Genomic DNA, 14764 nt, shown 5'->3' with positions numbered 1-14764 from the left:
GCCGACAGTCTGGCTGCTGGACCGGTTCTCACACCCCGAGATAACGGCGCTCGAGATGGGCGCGAAACACGCCGGCATCGAGCGGCCGGCCGGTGGCGCGGGTCACGATCTCGGCGGTGGTCAGGCTTGAGCCGAGGCCGTGCACGTTCTCGCGCAGCCAGGCAAGCAAGAGGCTAAAGTCGCCGCGGCCTAGGGCGGCAGGAATGCCGGGATCGGCCGCGGCCGCGCTGGCATAGAATTGCGCCGCGTTCATGGCGCCGAGGCTGTAGCAGGGGAAATAGCCGAAGGCGCCGTCGAACCAGTGGATGTCCTGCAGGCAGCCTTCGCGATCACTGGTCACGGCAAGGCCCAGCAGGTGCCGCATGCCCTCGTTCCAGGCGCCCGGCAGGTCGCGCAGCGCAAGGTCGCCGGAAATCAGCGCCTGTTCCAGGCGATAGCGCAAGATGACATGGGCGGGATAGGTAACCTCGTCGGCATCGACGCGGATGAAGCCGGGCGCGACGCGGGTATAGAGGCGGAACAGGTTGTCCGGCGCGAAGGCGGCGTCATTGCCGGGATAGGTTTCCCTGAGCAGCGGCGAAAGAAAGGCGCAGAATTCGCGGCTGCGCGCGGCCTGCATCTCGATCAGCAGCGACTGGCTCTCGTGCAGCGCCATGCCGCGCGCCTGGCCCACCGGCTGGCGCCGCCAGGCCTCCGGCAGGCCGCGCTCGTACAGCGCATGCCCGGTCTCGTGGATGACGCCCATCAGAGCGCCGGCAAAGGACAGCTCGTCATAGCGCGTGGTGATGCGCACGTCGTCCGGCGTGCCGCCGCAGAACGGATGCAGAGAGGTATCCAGGCGGCCGTGACGGAAATCGAAGCCGAGGATGCCCATCACCCTTTCGCCCAGCGCCTTTTGCGTGGCGATCGGAAAGGGCCCGGCCGGCTCGACCGGGGCGCCTTCGCTCTGCTGCCGTTCCAGGACACGGCCCAGGAAATCGGGCAGGAAGGCGGCATAATCGTCGAAGATCGGCGTGATGTCGGCAATCCGGGCGCCGGGCTCGAACTCGTCCATCAGTGCCTCGTAGGGCGACAGGCGCAGTTTCTCGGCCTTGGCTGCCGCGGCCTCGCGGGTGAGGTCCAGCACATGGCGCAGCGGCTCAATCACCGCACCAAAATCGCCCGCCGGCCGTGCCGCGCGCCAGGCCTTCTCGCAGGCGGTCCGCGCGCGCGTCATCGCCTCGACCAGGCGCGGCGACAATGCCGTCGCATGGGTATGCAGGCGGTGCATCTCGGCAAGGTTGGCACGCTGCCAGGAATCGAGTTCTTCCGCCTCGGCTGCGGCAAGCAGCTCGGCCGTGTCCGACGCCGTCATCATCTCGTGGGCAATGACGCCGAGGACGGCCAGCTGCTCGGCGCGCGCCCCGTGGCCACCCTCCGGCATGACCGCCGCCATATCCCAATGCAGCATGCCCGCCGCCTCGTTGATTGCCCCCATGCGGGCAAAGCGCTGTTCCAGGCTGCGATAGGAAGGTGCGTTCATGGCTGTCCCCGGGGCGACCTGGCGGCCTGGCCCTTTTCCAGGCTCGACATCACGTAGATGACGATGAGGGCGAGCGCCAGGGAGCCCCAGGTGATGGCATATTGCAGATGGTCATTGGGCAGGTTGATGCGGGTCTGGCCGCCGATCGGGAAGCCACCCGGGACCTCGCCCTTGACGATGTCTAGGTAGAGATCCTGCCGCAGGGGCAGGCCGCTGGCGGCCGCGATCTCGGCGGGGTCGAGATAGTACCAGGTATTCTTCTGCGGCTCGTTGTCCGGCTGGAACCAGGCCTGACGCTGCGGCTGCCGCACCAGGGCCTCGATCGCGATGCCATCCGGCAACTGGCCCTCGGCCCGCGTTTCCGGCTGCTTCTTTTCATTGGGCACCCAGCCGCGATTGACCAGAACGGCGCCGCCGCCATCGGCCAGCAGGAACGGCGTCACGACCCAGTAGCCGACATTGCCGTTCTGCGAGCGGGCGGCGAGGTAGAATTCGCGGGCATGGTCGAAGCGGCCGAGCAGTTCGACGCGGCGGAATTCGGCCTCGGCGATATTGGCGCCGATCGGCGGCAGGGGAATTGCGGTCGCCTCCGACCGTGCGACACGCTCGGCAATCAGACCTTCCTTCCAGTAGAGCCGCTGTACCTGCCAGACGCAGAGCGCCAGCATGAAGAGGACCGCCGGAATGGTGATCAACGTCGGCCAGAGTTTGGGCCGGAAGCGGGAAAGGAGGCTCGGTTGCGTCATCAATCGATATCCGCCGCCGGCGCGGGCGGACTATTCTACCCGGTGCTCGGCGGCCTGGTGGTGGAATTGCAGGGCGATCATGACACCCTTTAGCGGCCGCAGCATAGCGATGGCTGCGCCCAGGACCAAGGGCGGCCACAGCACGACATGCACCCAGAAGGGCGGCTCGAGACCGAACTCGACCCAGAAGACCAGCGGCGCCAGAATGGCGCCCAGCAACAGAATGACGAAGACCGCCGGCCCATCGCCGCTATCGGCCGCCTTGAGGTCCAGGTCGCAATGCTCGCAGCGCTCGCGCACCGTCAGCAGGCCGCGAAAAAGCCTGCCCTGCCCGCAGCGCGGGCAACGGCAGGCCAATCCGGTCAGGATGGGAGCGCGGACCGTCACCGGGCCGGCGCTCCCATGGCGTTATGCACCATAATAGGGGCCGGGACCCGAACCCCAGATATAGATCCAGGCGAACAGGAACAGCCAGACCACGTCGACGAAGTGCCAGTACCAGGCTGCCGCCTCGAAGCCGAAATGATGATCGGGCGTGAAATGCCCCTTGAAGCCGCGAAACAGGCAGACGATCAGGAACAGGGTGCCGACCAGAACGTGGAAACCGTGGAAGCCGGTCGCCATGTAGAAGGTCGAGGAGTAAATCCCGTCCTTGAAGCCGAACGGCGCATGCGCGTACTCATAGGCCTGGAAGCCGGTGAAGATGATGCCCAGCAGGATGGTGAGGGCGAGGCCGCGGATGAAGTTCTGGCGGTCGCCTTCGCGCAGCGCGTGATGCGCCCAAGTGACCGTGCAGCCCGACAGCAGCAGGATGAGGGTATTGAGCAGCGGGATCTGCAGCGGGTCCAGCACCAGGACGCCCTGCGGCGGCCAGACGCCGCCGACGGCATCCTTCGGGAAGAGCGAGGCGTCGAAGAAGGCCCAGAAGAAGGCGACGAAGAACATCACTTCGGAGGCGATGAACAGCGCCATGCCATAGCGCAGGCCGATCTGCACGACCGGGCTGTGCGCCTTGTCGATTTCGGCTTCCTTCACCACATCGCGCCACCAGCCCAGCATGGTGAGGAGGATGAGGACGATGCCCGGCAGGACCGAGACCAGGAAGCCGGCCTTGCCGTGCATGTAGAAAACCATGCCGATGGTGAAGACGCCGCCGGCAATGCTGCCGACCAGCGGCCACGGGCTGGGATCGACCAGGTGATAGGGGTGGTTTGGCTTGTGCGCCGCCGCATCGCTCATGGCTTCAACTCTCTCTTCTCTCATCGCACCGGCCCCGGTATCTCTCCCCCGTGCCGGCTGGATTGCACGTCAATCTACTCAACTACCGCCATTTTGGCCAGCTTGTGCCGGAACCGTCGCTTCCGGCACAAGGTCCGGCGCCACGGCGCCCAGGCTGACCGGGTCGTTCTCTACCCGGAAGAAGGTATAGGACAAGGTGACCTCGCCGATCTTCCCGAGATAGGGGTCTTCTTCCAGCTGCGGGTCGAGATAGAACACCACCGGCATTTCCACCCGCTCGCCCGGCTTCAGCTCCTGCCGCTCAAAGCAGAAACACTGCACCTTGACGAAGTATTTGCCGAAAATATCCGGCGACACGTTGAAGGTGGAGGAACCGGTGACCGTTTCGCCGGTCGGGTTCTCGGCGACATAGGTGGCGGTATAGGTGACGCCGGTCCGCACCGTCATCTTGTTCTCGGTGGGGAAGAAACGCCACGGCATGCCGGCGGCGAGGTCCGCATTGAAGGTGACGGTAAGATCGCGCGTGCCGATGGCAACACTGGCCTCCTCGGCGCGCATCGGCGTACCGCCGAAACCGGTCACCCGGCAGAACAGGTCGTAGAGCGGCACCGAGGCGAAGGCGAGCCCGGTCATGCCGGCGACGAGGCCGACCAGCCACATCATGACATTGCGGTTGCGCTGGCCGAGATTGCGGCTGGATTCGGGTGTGGCGGCCATCAATTGCCCCCCATCTTGACGATGGAAACGATGAAGACCAGGACGACGAAGAGTACGAGGGCCCCGGCGAGGGCCCAGTTGCGCTGCCGCAGGCGCCTCGCCCGTTCTGCCTCGATGTCGAGATGCATCGCGGTGCCCACTTCCTTCACCATGCCAAAGTGCCCCGCACCAGGCTGACGAGTCCGGGTGCCCGGTCCAGCATCAGCACGAGGAAATGCAGGAAGAGGTAGACGAGCGAAAAGCCGAACATCTTCTTGGCCCAGACGAGGTCGTCCGAGCGCAGCACGCGCCAGGCGCGATATATGAAGCCGGCATTGAGCACGATCGCGGTCGCGCCATAGACCCAGCCGGCCACGCCGAGAAAGACCGGCGCCAGCGCCACCGGCGCCAGCAGCACGGTATAGAGCAGCATCTGCTTCTTGGTGGATTCCATGCCGGCGACGACCGGCATCATGGGCACGCCGGCCCGCATGTAGTCCGGATTGCGCCAGAGGGCGAGCGCCCAGAAATGCGGCGGCGTCCACATGAAGATGAGCGCAAACAGCGGCAGCGAGGCCCAGTCGATCGAGCCGGTCACCGCCGCCCAGCCGATCATCGGCGGGAAGGCGCCGGCGGCGCCGCCGATGACGATGTTCTGCGGCGTGCGGCGCTTCAGCCAGATCGTATAGACGACGACATAGAAGAAGATGGTGAAGGCGAGCAGGGCCGCCGCCGCGACGTTAACCGCAAGGCCCATCAGCATGACCGAGAAGGCCGAAAGCGCGAGGCCGAAGGCCAGGGCCTGTTCCGGCGCAACATACCCCTTGGGAATCGGGCGGCCGCAGGTGCGGCTCATGATTCCATCGATGTCGCGGTCATACCACATGTTCATGGCGCCGGAGGCACCGGCGGCAACCGCGATGCACAGCACGGCCACCGCGGCGATCAGCGGATGGATTTCGCCCGGCGCCACATAGAGCCCGGCAAAGCCCGAGAACACGACCAGCGACATGACGCGCGGCTTCATCAGCGCCCAGAAATCGCCGACGCGGGCACCCGCGGCGACCATCTCGGCGGCCAGGTCGCTCTTGTCATGCACGTTATGAAGCGCGTTTCGACGCACTGCTGTCACATCCCGAAAGTGCGGGCGGCGGGTGATGCCCGCCGCCAGCCGGTTCAGTGGTGCTTCGCCGGTTCGATCACCGGCAGCGTTTCAAAGGTGTGGAAGGGCGGCGGCGAAGGCAGCGTCCATTCCAGCGTGGTGGCGCCCTGCCCCCAGGGATTGGCAGCCGCTTTGCGGCCGGCGATCACCGTGTAGAGCGCCATCACCACGAAGAAGAGGGTGGAGGCGAAGGCGATATAGGAGCCGATCGAGGAGATGTGGTTCCAGAAGGCGAAGGCGTCCGGGTAGTCCGGATAGCGCCGCGGCATGCCGGCCAGACCCAGGAAATGCTGCGGGAAGAAGGTCAGGTTGACGCCGACGAAGGTGGTCCAGAAATGCAGATGGCCCGCCCATTCGGGGTGCTCGCGGCCGGAGATCTTGGAGATCCAGTAGTAATAGGCACCGAAGATCGAGAAGACGGCGCCCAGGCTGAGCACATAGTGGAAATGCGCCACCACGTAATAGGTGTCGTGCAGGCCCTGATCGAGACCGCCATTGGCCAGCACGACGCCGGTGACGCCGCCGATGGTGAACAGGAAGATGAAGCCCAGCGCCCAGACCATGGGCACCCGGAACTCGATCGAGCCGCCCCACATGGTGGCGATCCAGGAGAAGATCTTCACGCCGGTCGGCACCGCGATCACCATGGTGGCGGCGGTGAAATAGGCGCGCGTATCGACGTCGAGGCCAACCGTATACATGTGATGCGCCCAGACCACGAAACCGACGAAGCCGATCGCGACCATGGCGTAGGCCATGCCGAGATAGCCGAAGACCGGCTTCTTCGAGAAGGTCGACACGATCTGGCTCATGATGCCGAAGCCCGGCAGGATCAGGATGTAGACCTCGGGGTGACCGAAGAACCAGAACAGGTGCTGGAACAGGATCGGATCGCCGCCCATTTCCGGCTTGAAGAAGGCGGTGCCGAAATTGCGATCGGTCAGCATCATGGTGATGGCGCCGCCGAAAACGGGGAGCGACAGCAGCAGCAGGAAGGCCGTCACCAGCACCGACCAGACGAACAGCGGCATGCGGTGCAGGGTCATGCCGGGAGCGCGCATGTTGAAGATGGTGGTGATGAAGTTGATGGCGCCGAGGATCGACGAGGCGCCGGCCAGATGCATCGAGAAGATCGCCATGTCGACCGCCATGCCCGGCTGGCCGTCGGAACAGAGCGGCGGATAGAGCGTCCAGCCGCAACCCACGCCGCCATCGACGAAGGCCGAGCCGATCAGCAGCGCGAAGGACGGGATCAACAGCCAGAAGCTGATGTTGTTCATGCGCGGGAACGCCATATCGGGCGCGCCGATCATCAGCGGCACGAACCAGTTGCCGAAGCCGCCGATCAGCGCCGGCATGACGGTGAAAAAGATCATGATGAGCGCGTGGGCGCTGATGATCACGTTCCAGTGCTGGCCGTCGACCTGGGCATCGGTGCCGAAATACTGGATGCCTGGCTCCATCAGCTCCATGCGCATGTAGATCGAGAACAGGCCGCCGATCAGGCCCGCGCAGATCGCGAAGATAAGGTACATCGTGCCGATGTCCTTATGATTCGTGGAGAACAGATAGCGCTTGAGGCCCGTCGGGTGATGGTCGTGGTGATCGTGGGCGTCGTGATGCGTGGTGCTGACGGGGCTCATGGCTTTGTCCCTATACTCGGATTAGCTGGCTGGTTCAGTTGGCGGCCATCTGCGTGCCGGCCGCGGGCACCGCGACCTCGGCGGTGGGCACGGCCTCCTCCTCGAGCGGCGTATACTTGGCCTTCGCCTCCTCGAGCCAGGCGGCATATTCCTCCGGGCTGACGGCGCGGATCTTGATCGGCATGAAGGCATGCAGCGTGCCGCACAACTCGGAACACTGGCCGTAATAGATGCCTGGCCGGTCGATGTTGAACCAGCTTTCGTTGACGCGGCCCGGCACGGCGTCGTGCTTGATACCGAAAGCAGGCACGGTCCAGGCATGGATCACGTCTGCCGCGGTGATCTGGATGCGGATGTTCTTGCCGACCGGCAGGACGACCTCGTTGTCGGTCTCCAGCAGGCGCAGCTGGCCGGGCTGGAGATCGGCCGTCTGGATCATGTTGGCGTCGAAGGTGAACTTGCCGTCGTCGGGGTACTCGTAGGTCCAGTACCATTGCTTGCCGATGGCGCGGATGGTGAGATCGGTTTCCGGCAGGTCGAGCTGCTTGTAGAGCAGCTTGAACGAGGGCACGGCGATGCCGATCAGGATCAGGATCGGGATGACCGTCCACAGCACCTCGATCGTGGTGTTGTGGGTAGTCTTCGAGGGCACCGGGTTGCGCTTGGCGTTGTAGCGGATCATCACCCAGAGCAGCAGCAGCATCACGAAGATGGTAATGCCGGTGATGATCGGCATCAGCACCCAATTGTGGAAGTGATTGAGGTCGACCGCGATCGAGGTGGCCGGTTCCTGCAGGCCGAGTTGCCGGTCCTGCGGCGCCCCCAGGATTTCCTGGGCCAGGGCACCGCCCGCCATTGCCAGCGAACCGGCAGCCATCGTCACCGCACCGGCCGCTTGCGCCACTACCCGGCCGCACTTCTGCATCAGAAACATCTCGATCCCATCCGTTATGGCAAGAGTGGCGACGCGGGCGTAACGGAACAAATCCTGAACGCACCTGCCGCCATCCCCGGCTGATCTACCGGCCCTGCCGACAAGCGCCGCCCCGGGGATCGGGCATTCCGCCCGGTCCGGATGTCGCTGTGCCTTCACTGCCGGCGCATTGGCTGCGCATGGAAAGCCATGCGGCCCCCCACAAAGCAGGCTGAAACTACACGGGACCTTGCGCTAACTCAAGCATTGCCAAGGGGATGTCGGCCCCGGGACAGGGCGGCCCGGCGGGCGCCAAGGCCTTGTCGGGTCGGGCTTCCCGATTTCCCCTCCGCCAATGCGGCAATGTGCCGCAAGAGCTGATCTTAACTTAGATTAATCCGCGACGCTCTGGTGAATGACCCGACACCAACCCCCGGGACCAACCCACGGGACTACCCCCGGCGCCAACCCGGGAACCAACCGACGCGCCACCCGGGCACCGCCTTCACGCGGCGCGGCGTTGAATGCCATCGCAAGGCACCTTAAATTGGCGCATGATGGTTTCAACCCGAGCGGTAACCACATGCAATTCCGACAGAATTCAGGCAACCAGTCGACTTCCGCGAGCATCCAGCACCGGCCGGTGCTGAGCGAGATGTCGGCGCGGTCGCGCGATATCTTCCGGACCATCGTGGAGGCCTATGTCGAGACCGGCGAGCCGGTCGGCTCACGGACCCTGTCGCGGCGGCTGGGCCAGTTGACCGGCGGCCAGTTGTCGCCGGCCACGATTCGCAATGTAATGGCGGATCTCGAGGAACTTGGCCTGCTGTTCGCGCCGCACACATCGGCCGGCCGCCTGCCGACCGAACTTGGCCTGCGCCTGTTCGTCGATGGCCTGATGGAGACTGGCGGCCTCACCGAGGACGAGCGCTCCTCGATCGACGCGCGCTGTGCCGCGGCCGGCCGCTCCCTGCCCGAGGTCCTCGACCAGGCGACGCTGATGCTCTCCGGCCTCTCGCGCTGCGCCGGCATGGTGGTGGCGCCGAAGACCGACAGGCCGCTGAAACACCTTGAGTTCGTGCATCTCGCCCCCGGCCGCGCCCTCGTCGTCATGGTGACGGAAGGCGGCATGGTGGAAAACCGCATCGTCGACGTGCCGGTCGGATTGCCACCCTCGGCCCTGATCGAGGCGACCAATTACCTCACCACGCGCCTCGCCGGCCGTACGCTGGCGCTCGGCCGCGACCAGATCCTGCAGGAACTGGAGAGCGAGCGCGCCGCCCTCGACGCCCTCACCAAGAAAGTGGTCGAGGCGGGCCTTGCGTCCTGGTCCAGGGAGGACAATTCGGGCGCCCTCATCGTGCGCGGCCAGGCGCATCTGCTGGAGGACGTCACCGGCGTGGCCGATCTCGAGCGCCTGCGCTCGCTCTTCGCCGCCCTTGAAGCCAAGGAGCAATTGCTTAAATTGGTCGAGGCGGCTGAGGTGGCCGACGGGGTCCAAATCTTCATCGGCGCCGAGAGCGACCTGTTCGGTCTAGCCGGCTGCTCGGCGGTGATTTCCCCCTATCGCGACAGCCAGCGCCGGCTGATCGGCGCCATCGGCGTCATCGGCCCCAGCCGCATCAATTATGCGCGCATCATCCCCATGGTGGACTATACCGCCAAGGTCATCGGCCGGATTCTCGGCTAAGGAAGACGCAGCATAGCGACACAGCATCTTGGTCAGGAGTTGAGCAACCGTCATGTCGGCCCAGAACGAAAAGACTGCCGAAACCGCGCCCGAAACAGACGCGATCGACAACCCGGTCAATCCGGGTGCCGAAATCAATCTTGATGCCGTCGGCGACGTCGCCGGGCTGCAGGCCGAGATCGCCGCGCTCAAGGACCAGCTGCTGCGCGCCGTGGCCGAGACCGAGAACACCCGCCGGCGCCTGACGCGCGAGCGCGACGAGACCGCGAAGTACGCCGCCAGCAATTTCGCCAAGGAGATGCTGGGGGTCGCCGACAATCTCGCCCGCGCCCTTGCCGCCATCCCCGCCGAGGCGCTGGCCAGCGACGAGGCATTGAAGAACCTCTATGACGGCGTCTCGGCGACCGAGCGTCAGCTCGACGCCGCCTTTACGAGGCAGAGCATCAAGCGCATCTGGCCGGAAGGCGAGAAGTTCGACAGCAATCTGCACCAGGCGATGTTCGAGGTCCCGGGCACCGACAAGCCGCAGGGCACCGTGGTCCAGGTATTGCAGGCGGGCTATGTCATGCACGATCGCCTGCTGCGCCCGGCACTGGTCGGCGTCGCCAAAGGCGAGCCGAAGCCGGCTGGCGACCAGCCGCCCCACGTCGACACGGTGGCCTAGAAGCCGATCTTGTCGGCCTTCATCACGCTGATGGTCCGGCCGCCGGCACCAAAACCGTCGAGCAGCAGGTTGTGGTGCGCAGAGATCTGTTCCGCGCTGAGCGCCCCTGCATCAGCAGTGGCATGGCCGTCGGCGACCAGCGTCACGTCATAGCCCAGCGTCACCGCCCGGCGCGCGGTCGTATCGATGCAATACTGGCTCATGCAGCCGCCCAGCACGATGCGGGAGACTCCTTTCGCCTTCAGCGCGGCATCAAGCCCCGTCTCGAAGAAGGAATCGCTCGCCTGCTTGTGAATCAGCGTGTCGTTCCCCAGCGGCGCGATTTCCGGGCGCAATTCCCAGCCCGGCTTGCCGCGGCCCAGGCGATGGTCCGGCCTGCCGTCATGCTGCACGACGACGACCGGGACGTTCGTCTCGCGGGCCAGTCGCTGCAGGGAAGCCATGCGCGCCACCACAGCGTCCACCGCGCTGTCCAGCACGGGCTGCCGTTGCGGCGATCCCAGGCCTTTCAGGATGTCCTTCTGCAGATCGATGATGACGAGGGCCGTGGTCATGCTGATCTCCCCGGAATGGCACTGCGTGCCAGCGCGTCAGCGCGTTCGTTTTCGACATGGCCGTCATGGCCCTTGACCCAGATCCATTCGACCTTGTGATCCTTCAGCGCCGCATCCAGGCGCTGCCACAGATCGACATTCTTGACCGGCTTCCTGTCGGCGGTCCGCCAGCCGTTTTTCTTCCAGCCATGGATCCAGGCCGTGATGCCGTTCTTCACGTACTGGCTGTCGGTATGGAGCCGCGCCCGCACCGGCCCTTTGAGGGCCTCCAGCGCGGCGATCGCCGCCATAAGTTCCATGCGGTTGTTGGTGGTTTCCTTCTCGCCGCCCGACAATTCCTTCTCGGTGGCGCCATAGCGCAGCAGGGCGCCCCAGCCGCCCGGCCCCGGATTCCCGGAACAGGCACCATCGGTGAAGATGTCGACGGTCTTGAGATCAGACATCACAAGCCATAGGCCGCGACACTCCGCGCCTGCTGATGGAAGGTCAGTTTCTTGAGGTATTCCAGGGGATCCTTCGGCTGCACGAAGGCGCCCGGCGGATGGTTGAGCCAGTCATAGAGGCGCGTCAGCAGGAAGCGCAGCGCCGAACCGCGCGCCAGCAGCGGCAGGGCCGCAAGTTCATCATCCGAGAGGGGTCGCAGGCGGCGATAGCCCTCGATCATGAGCCGCGCCTTGGTCACGTTGAATTCGCCCGCCCTGCCGCCACTTGCGGCCTCGAAGCACCAGGCGTTGAGGCAGATGGCAAGGTCATAGGCGAGGAAATCGGTGCAGGCGAAGTAGAAGTCGATCAGACCGGACAGCCGCTCGCCGATGAAGAACACATTGTCGGGAAAGAGGTCGGCATGGATGACGCCGCGTGCCAGGCCGGTCGGCCAATTCCCAGCCAGATGATCGAGCTCGGCCGTAATGACCTGGCCGAGGCCCGGTTTCACCTCGTCGGCGCGGTCCTTCGTACTGGCAACCAGGAGCCGCCAGCCTTCGACCGACAGATTGTTGGGCCGCTGCATCGGGAAATCGGCGCCCTTCAGATGGAGATCGGCCAGCGCCACGCCCACCTGCTGGCAGTGCTTCTCGGTCGGTCGGCGCGGCCACATGCCCTCGAGGAACGAGATGAGGGCCGCCGGCCGGCCGCACAATTCGCGCAGCGCCACGCCGTCCCTGGCCTTGATCGGCGTCGGGCAGTTGAGGCCCTTTTCCGCCAGATGCTCCATCAGGCCGAGGAAGAAGGGCAGGTCCTCCTTGTGCACGCGCTTTTCATAGAGCGTCAGGATATAGCTGCCACCGGTCGTGTGCAGGATGTAGTTGGAGTTCTCGACGCCCTCGGCAATCCCCTTGCAGGAGACGACATCGCCGATGTCATAGGCGGCAATGAAGGCCGCCAGTTCGCCATCCGGCACTTCGGTATAGACGGCCATGGACTAGGCTTCCGATCGGGGCTCAGGCTGTGAGGGCGCGGGGCAGTTTGAAATGCGTCGTCTCGGTGGTTACCGACACCTCGTCGGTATCGATCTCGAACCGGTCCCTGAGGGCGGCGATCACTTCCTGCACCAGGATCTCCGGTGCCGAGGCGCCGGCCGTGATGCCGACGGTGCGGACATCCTGGAACCAGCGCCAGTCGATCTCGGCCGCCTTCTGCACCAGATAGGCGGAGGGACATCCGGCCGAGACCGCGACTTCGACCAGGCGCCGCGAGTTCGACGAATTCGGCGCGCCGATCACCAGCATCAGGTCGCACTTTTCCGCGATCGCCTTGACCGCCTGCTGGCGGTTGGTGGTGGCGTAGCAGATGTCTTCCTTGCGCGGTCCGTGGATGTTGGGAAAACGCCGCTTCAGGACGGCGATGATGCCGATGGTGTCGTCGATGGAAAGGGTTGTCTGGGTGATATAGGCGAGATTGTCCGGATCGCCGACGGACAGCCTCTCGGCATCCTCGGCCGTCTCGACCAGGGTGACGGCGCCGTCCGGCAATTGCCCGATCGTGCCGATCACCTCGGGATGGCCGGCATGGCCGATCAGGATGATGTGCTGGCCGGCGGCATGATGGCCCTCGGCCTCGCGGTGCACCTTGGAGACCAGCGGGCAGGTGGCGTCGAGATACATGAGTTCGCGCCGCTCGGCATCTTCGGGCACCGATTTCGGCACACCATGGGCAGAAAAGACCACCGGGAACTTGCCCGGAATCTCGTCCAGTTCCTCGACGAAGACGGCACCCTTGCGCTCCAGCGTCTCGACCACATGGCGGTTGTGGACGATCTCGTGGCGGACATAGACCGGGGCGCCATAGCGCTCCAATGCGCGCTCGACGATCTGTATGGCGCGGTCGACGCCGGCGCAAAAGCCGCGCGGCGCAGCCAGGTAGACGGTCAGTTTGGACTTTGTCATGTCTTCCGGGTCTTGGTTTCCGGCGCCGGGATGTGTCGCTCTTTCCCGGAATATAGGGTTTTGGACTTGCGAGGCAATGTCTAATGCGCGGCGGTAGCGGCGATGGCGCGGTTTTGCCGGGGCAGCGCCGTACCGGTTGTCCGATCGCGCCGGCTTCACTAAAGTCCGGCACCGACCTAGCATCGTCGCGGCAATCGGAATTTAACATTCCTGCTGCCGGTAATTCCTGGTGCTGGTAAATGCCGGTCCCGGTAGATACTGGCCCCGGCACATCAAGTGTTTGGCCCGCATCCACCGTCAGAAAGGAGAAAGTCGCATGTCCGAGCCGCAGATCGCGCAGAAGGCGCCTTTCAAGGTCGAGGTCGAGGCCGGCAAAACCTATTTCTGGTGCGCCTGCGGCCGCAGCAGCAAGCAACCCTTCTGCGACGGCTCGCATCAGGGAACCGGCCTTTCGCCGGTGAAGTTCCAGGCCGGCGACGCCAAGACGGTCTTCTTCTGCGGCTGCAAGAACAGCGCAAAACAACCCCTCTGCGATGGCACCCACAACAGGCTCTGACAGGCACCCGAACGGCCTGCATACCCGCAAGCGGTCGCGGAACCTCGGAAAGGACAAAGATGCTCGGCACCAAACGACTCGCATGGCAGCTCCGCCCGGCCAGGAAGCTTGCCGCCCCGGTTCTGGCGCTCCTCGCCGGGGCCGGGCTGCTCGCCGCCTGCAGCAGCGATGAGGGTTCACCGCGCAGCCGGCCCTGTCCGCAGGTACGCGTGGTGAATGACGCGTCCTATCTCACGCGCTTTGCCGGGCCAGCCGAGGACCTGACCAATACCTCGTTCGAGGCACGCATCACGCGTTCCAAATCGCTCTGCTACTACGAGGAGAACCGCTCGACCGGCGCCACCACGATACGCTCCGAGATACAGCTGGAATTCGGCGCTTCCCGCGGCCCCAACAACCCGGACAGCGCTGCCCGGTTCCGCTATCGGGTCGGCGTCACCGGTCCGGGCGGCCAGCTGCTGCCAGGCGACCAGCTGATGGATGTCGAGATTCCCTTCACCGCCTCGCGGGTCCAGGGAACCATCCAGGACGAGGTCCTGGTCTATACGCCGCTGAACCAGGGCGAGAACGGCGATTTCTATCGCATCTGGATCAGCCTGGAGCTGACGCCTCAGGAACTCGATTACAATCGCCGCAACCCGCTGCAATGAAGCAGCCGTGGCAGTTCGTGCCGCAACTGCACAAAAATATGGCGCCCAGCGGATAGTCCTTGACGGAACATCCGCCGCCAGCCCATCTTGCCGGCGGCAAAACCCGCGTCGGGAGAGACTCAGGACTGGCCAGAGTGACCAGCGATGAGCGCCGAAGGAGCAACCGCCCCCGGAAACTCTCAGGCAAAAGGACCGATGCGGGGAAAAACTCTGGAAAGCGGATGGCCCCACACCTGGGCTTCATCCCACCGAAGGAGTAAACCGCCAGCCTTCCTACAGGCGCGCCCGGTTGCGGCGCGCGGGGCCGACGGCCAATCTCTCAGGTTCCGAAGACAGAGGGGGGTC

At 64.9% G+C, this 14764-nt stretch carries 17 protein-coding genes and 2 riboswitches; of the genes, 4 read left to right on the top strand and 13 right to left on the bottom strand.

Features of this window, described 5'->3' with window-relative positions; genetic code table 11:
• Positions 1-28: 28 nt before the first annotated feature.
• The 9 genes from A8950_RS11050 to coxB all read right to left on the bottom strand — a co-directional run bounded on the left by A8950_RS11050 (position 29) and on the right by coxB (position 7933).
• Positions 29-1522, bottom strand: coding sequence for a carboxypeptidase M32 (locus A8950_RS11050; protein ID WP_133613696.1), 1494 nt, complete (start codon positions 1520-1522; stop codon positions 29-31).
• Positions 1519-2268, bottom strand: coding sequence for an SURF1 family protein (locus A8950_RS11045; RefSeq protein WP_133613695.1), 750 nt, complete (start codon positions 2266-2268; stop codon positions 1519-1521). The genes A8950_RS11050 and A8950_RS11045 overlap by 4 nt, the downstream gene beginning before the upstream one ends.
• A gap of 30 nt (positions 2269-2298) precedes the next feature.
• The gene (locus A8950_RS11040) at positions 2299-2655 is read right to left on the bottom strand and encodes a DUF983 domain-containing protein (protein WP_133613694.1); all 357 of its coding nucleotides are present in this window, start codon (positions 2653-2655) and stop codon (positions 2299-2301) included.
• A gap of 21 nt (positions 2656-2676) precedes the next feature.
• Positions 2677-3507, bottom strand: coding sequence for a cytochrome c oxidase subunit 3 (locus A8950_RS11035; RefSeq protein WP_133613693.1), 831 nt, complete (start codon positions 3505-3507; stop codon positions 2677-2679).
• Positions 3508-3585: 78 nt separating this feature from the next.
• Positions 3586-4224, bottom strand: a complete 639-nt coding sequence (locus A8950_RS11030; protein ID WP_133613692.1) for a cytochrome c oxidase assembly protein — start codon at positions 4222-4224, stop codon at positions 3586-3588.
• Positions 4224-4376: a hypothetical protein gene (locus A8950_RS19460; RefSeq protein WP_166645116.1), complete on the bottom strand. Its 153-nt coding sequence runs from the start codon at positions 4374-4376 to the stop codon at positions 4224-4226. The genes A8950_RS11030 and A8950_RS19460 overlap by 1 nt, the downstream gene beginning before the upstream one ends.
• Complete coding sequence (gene cyoE / locus A8950_RS11025; RefSeq protein WP_133613864.1) at positions 4370-5272, bottom strand: heme o synthase; 903 nt, start codon at positions 5270-5272, stop codon at positions 4370-4372. Before cyoE ends, A8950_RS19460 begins: the two co-directional genes overlap by 7 nt.
• A 107-nt stretch (positions 5273-5379) precedes the next feature.
• Positions 5380-7008, bottom strand: coding sequence for a cytochrome c oxidase subunit I (ctaD, locus tag A8950_RS11020; protein ID WP_133613691.1), 1629 nt, complete (start codon positions 7006-7008; stop codon positions 5380-5382).
• Positions 7009-7042: 34 nt separating this feature from the next.
• Complete coding sequence (coxB, locus tag A8950_RS11015; protein WP_133613690.1) at positions 7043-7933, bottom strand: cytochrome c oxidase subunit II; 891 nt, start codon at positions 7931-7933, stop codon at positions 7043-7045.
• 571 nt (positions 7934-8504) lie between these two features.
• Here coxB and hrcA point away from each other — a divergent pair.
• On the top strand, positions 8505-9611 hold the full coding sequence (gene hrcA, locus A8950_RS11010; protein WP_133613689.1) for a heat-inducible transcriptional repressor HrcA: 1107 nt from the start codon (positions 8505-8507) through the stop codon (positions 9609-9611).
• 52 nt (positions 9612-9663) lie between these two features.
• Complete coding sequence (grpE, locus tag A8950_RS11005; protein ID WP_133613688.1) at positions 9664-10275, top strand: nucleotide exchange factor GrpE; 612 nt, start codon at positions 9664-9666, stop codon at positions 10273-10275.
• Here the strand turns inward: grpE and A8950_RS11000 are convergent.
• The 4 genes from A8950_RS11000 to ispH are packed head-to-tail and all read right to left on the bottom strand — an operon-like array spanning position 10272 to position 13213.
• Positions 10272-10829: a cysteine hydrolase family protein gene (locus A8950_RS11000; protein WP_133613687.1), complete on the bottom strand. Its 558-nt coding sequence runs from the start codon at positions 10827-10829 to the stop codon at positions 10272-10274. The two genes, grpE and A8950_RS11000, sit on opposite strands and share 4 nt — an antisense overlap.
• Positions 10826-11272, bottom strand: a complete 447-nt coding sequence (gene rnhA / locus A8950_RS10995) for a ribonuclease HI (RefSeq protein WP_133613686.1) — start codon at positions 11270-11272, stop codon at positions 10826-10828. Before rnhA ends, A8950_RS11000 begins: the two co-directional genes overlap by 4 nt.
• Entirely contained in the window at positions 11272-12246 is a 975-nt protein-coding gene (locus A8950_RS10990) for a homoserine kinase (protein ID WP_133613685.1), read from the bottom strand. Before A8950_RS10990 ends, rnhA begins: the two co-directional genes overlap by 1 nt.
• A 22-nt stretch (positions 12247-12268) precedes the next feature.
• Positions 12269-13213 (bottom strand): 4-hydroxy-3-methylbut-2-enyl diphosphate reductase, encoded by a 945-nt coding sequence (ispH, locus tag A8950_RS10985; RefSeq protein ID WP_133613684.1) that lies wholly within the window; start codon positions 13211-13213, stop codon positions 12269-12271.
• Positions 13214-13529: 316 nt separating this feature from the next.
• On the opposite strand from ispH, the gene A8950_RS10980 reads away from it, so the two are divergent.
• Together A8950_RS10980 and A8950_RS10975 are read left to right on the top strand one after the other, a co-directional pair.
• Positions 13530-13769 (top strand): CDGSH iron-sulfur domain-containing protein, encoded by a 240-nt coding sequence (locus A8950_RS10980; protein WP_133613683.1) that lies wholly within the window; start codon positions 13530-13532, stop codon positions 13767-13769.
• A 59-nt stretch (positions 13770-13828) separates the two neighbouring features.
• On the top strand, positions 13829-14419 hold the full coding sequence (locus A8950_RS10975; protein ID WP_133613682.1) for a hypothetical protein: 591 nt from the start codon (positions 13829-13831) through the stop codon (positions 14417-14419).
• A gap of 99 nt (positions 14420-14518) precedes the next feature.
• Positions 14519-14624: riboswitch (glycine riboswitch) on the top strand.
• Between the two features lie 3 nt (positions 14625-14627).
• A riboswitch (glycine riboswitch) is annotated at positions 14628-14757 on the top strand.
• Positions 14758-14764: the final 7 nt, after the last annotated feature.

This window comes from Dongia mobilis (genome assembly GCF_004363235.1).
Taxonomy (GTDB): Bacteria; Pseudomonadota; Alphaproteobacteria; order Dongiales; family Dongiaceae; genus Dongia; species Dongia mobilis.
The sequence above is the reverse complement of the archived record's forward strand: the minus strand, read 5'-3'. Positions and strand labels throughout refer to the sequence as shown.

Coding starts and splice junctions, on each gene's coding strand:
- ispH (WP_133613684.1), bottom strand. CDS start 13,213: ATGACAAAGTCCAAACTGACCGTCTACCTGGCTGCGCCGCGCGGCTTT.
- coxB (WP_133613690.1), bottom strand. CDS start 7,933: ATGCAGAAGTGCGGCCGGGTAGTGGCGCAAGCGGCCGGTGCGGTGACG.
- A8950_RS10980 (WP_133613683.1), top strand. CDS start 13,530: ATGTCCGAGCCGCAGATCGCGCAGAAGGCGCCTTTCAAGGTCGAGGTC.
- ctaD (WP_133613691.1), bottom strand. CDS start 7,008: ATGAGCCCCGTCAGCACCACGCATCACGACGCCCACGATCACCACGAC.
- A8950_RS11030 (WP_133613692.1), bottom strand. CDS start 4,224: ATGGCCGCCACACCCGAATCCAGCCGCAATCTCGGCCAGCGCAACCGC.
- A8950_RS11050 (WP_133613696.1), bottom strand. CDS start 1,522: ATGAACGCACCTTCCTATCGCAGCCTGGAACAGCGCTTTGCCCGCATG.
- A8950_RS10975 (WP_133613682.1), top strand. CDS start 13,829: ATGCTCGGCACCAAACGACTCGCATGGCAGCTCCGCCCGGCCAGGAAG.
- A8950_RS10990 (WP_133613685.1), bottom strand. CDS start 12,246: ATGGCCGTCTATACCGAAGTGCCGGATGGCGAACTGGCGGCCTTCATT.
- A8950_RS19460 (WP_166645116.1), bottom strand. CDS start 4,376: ATGGTGAAGGAAGTGGGCACCGCGATGCATCTCGACATCGAGGCAGAA.
- hrcA (WP_133613689.1), top strand. CDS start 8,505: ATGCAATTCCGACAGAATTCAGGCAACCAGTCGACTTCCGCGAGCATC.
- A8950_RS11035 (WP_133613693.1), bottom strand. CDS start 3,507: ATGAGCGATGCGGCGGCGCACAAGCCAAACCACCCCTATCACCTGGTC.
- A8950_RS11045 (WP_133613695.1), bottom strand. CDS start 2,268: ATGACGCAACCGAGCCTCCTTTCCCGCTTCCGGCCCAAACTCTGGCCG.
- cyoE (WP_133613864.1), bottom strand. CDS start 5,272: ATGGTCGCCGCGGGTGCCCGCGTCGGCGATTTCTGGGCGCTGATGAAG.
- rnhA (WP_133613686.1), bottom strand. CDS start 11,272: ATGTCTGATCTCAAGACCGTCGACATCTTCACCGATGGTGCCTGTTCC.
- grpE (WP_133613688.1), top strand. CDS start 9,664: ATGTCGGCCCAGAACGAAAAGACTGCCGAAACCGCGCCCGAAACAGAC.
- A8950_RS11000 (WP_133613687.1), bottom strand. CDS start 10,829: ATGACCACGGCCCTCGTCATCATCGATCTGCAGAAGGACATCCTGAAA.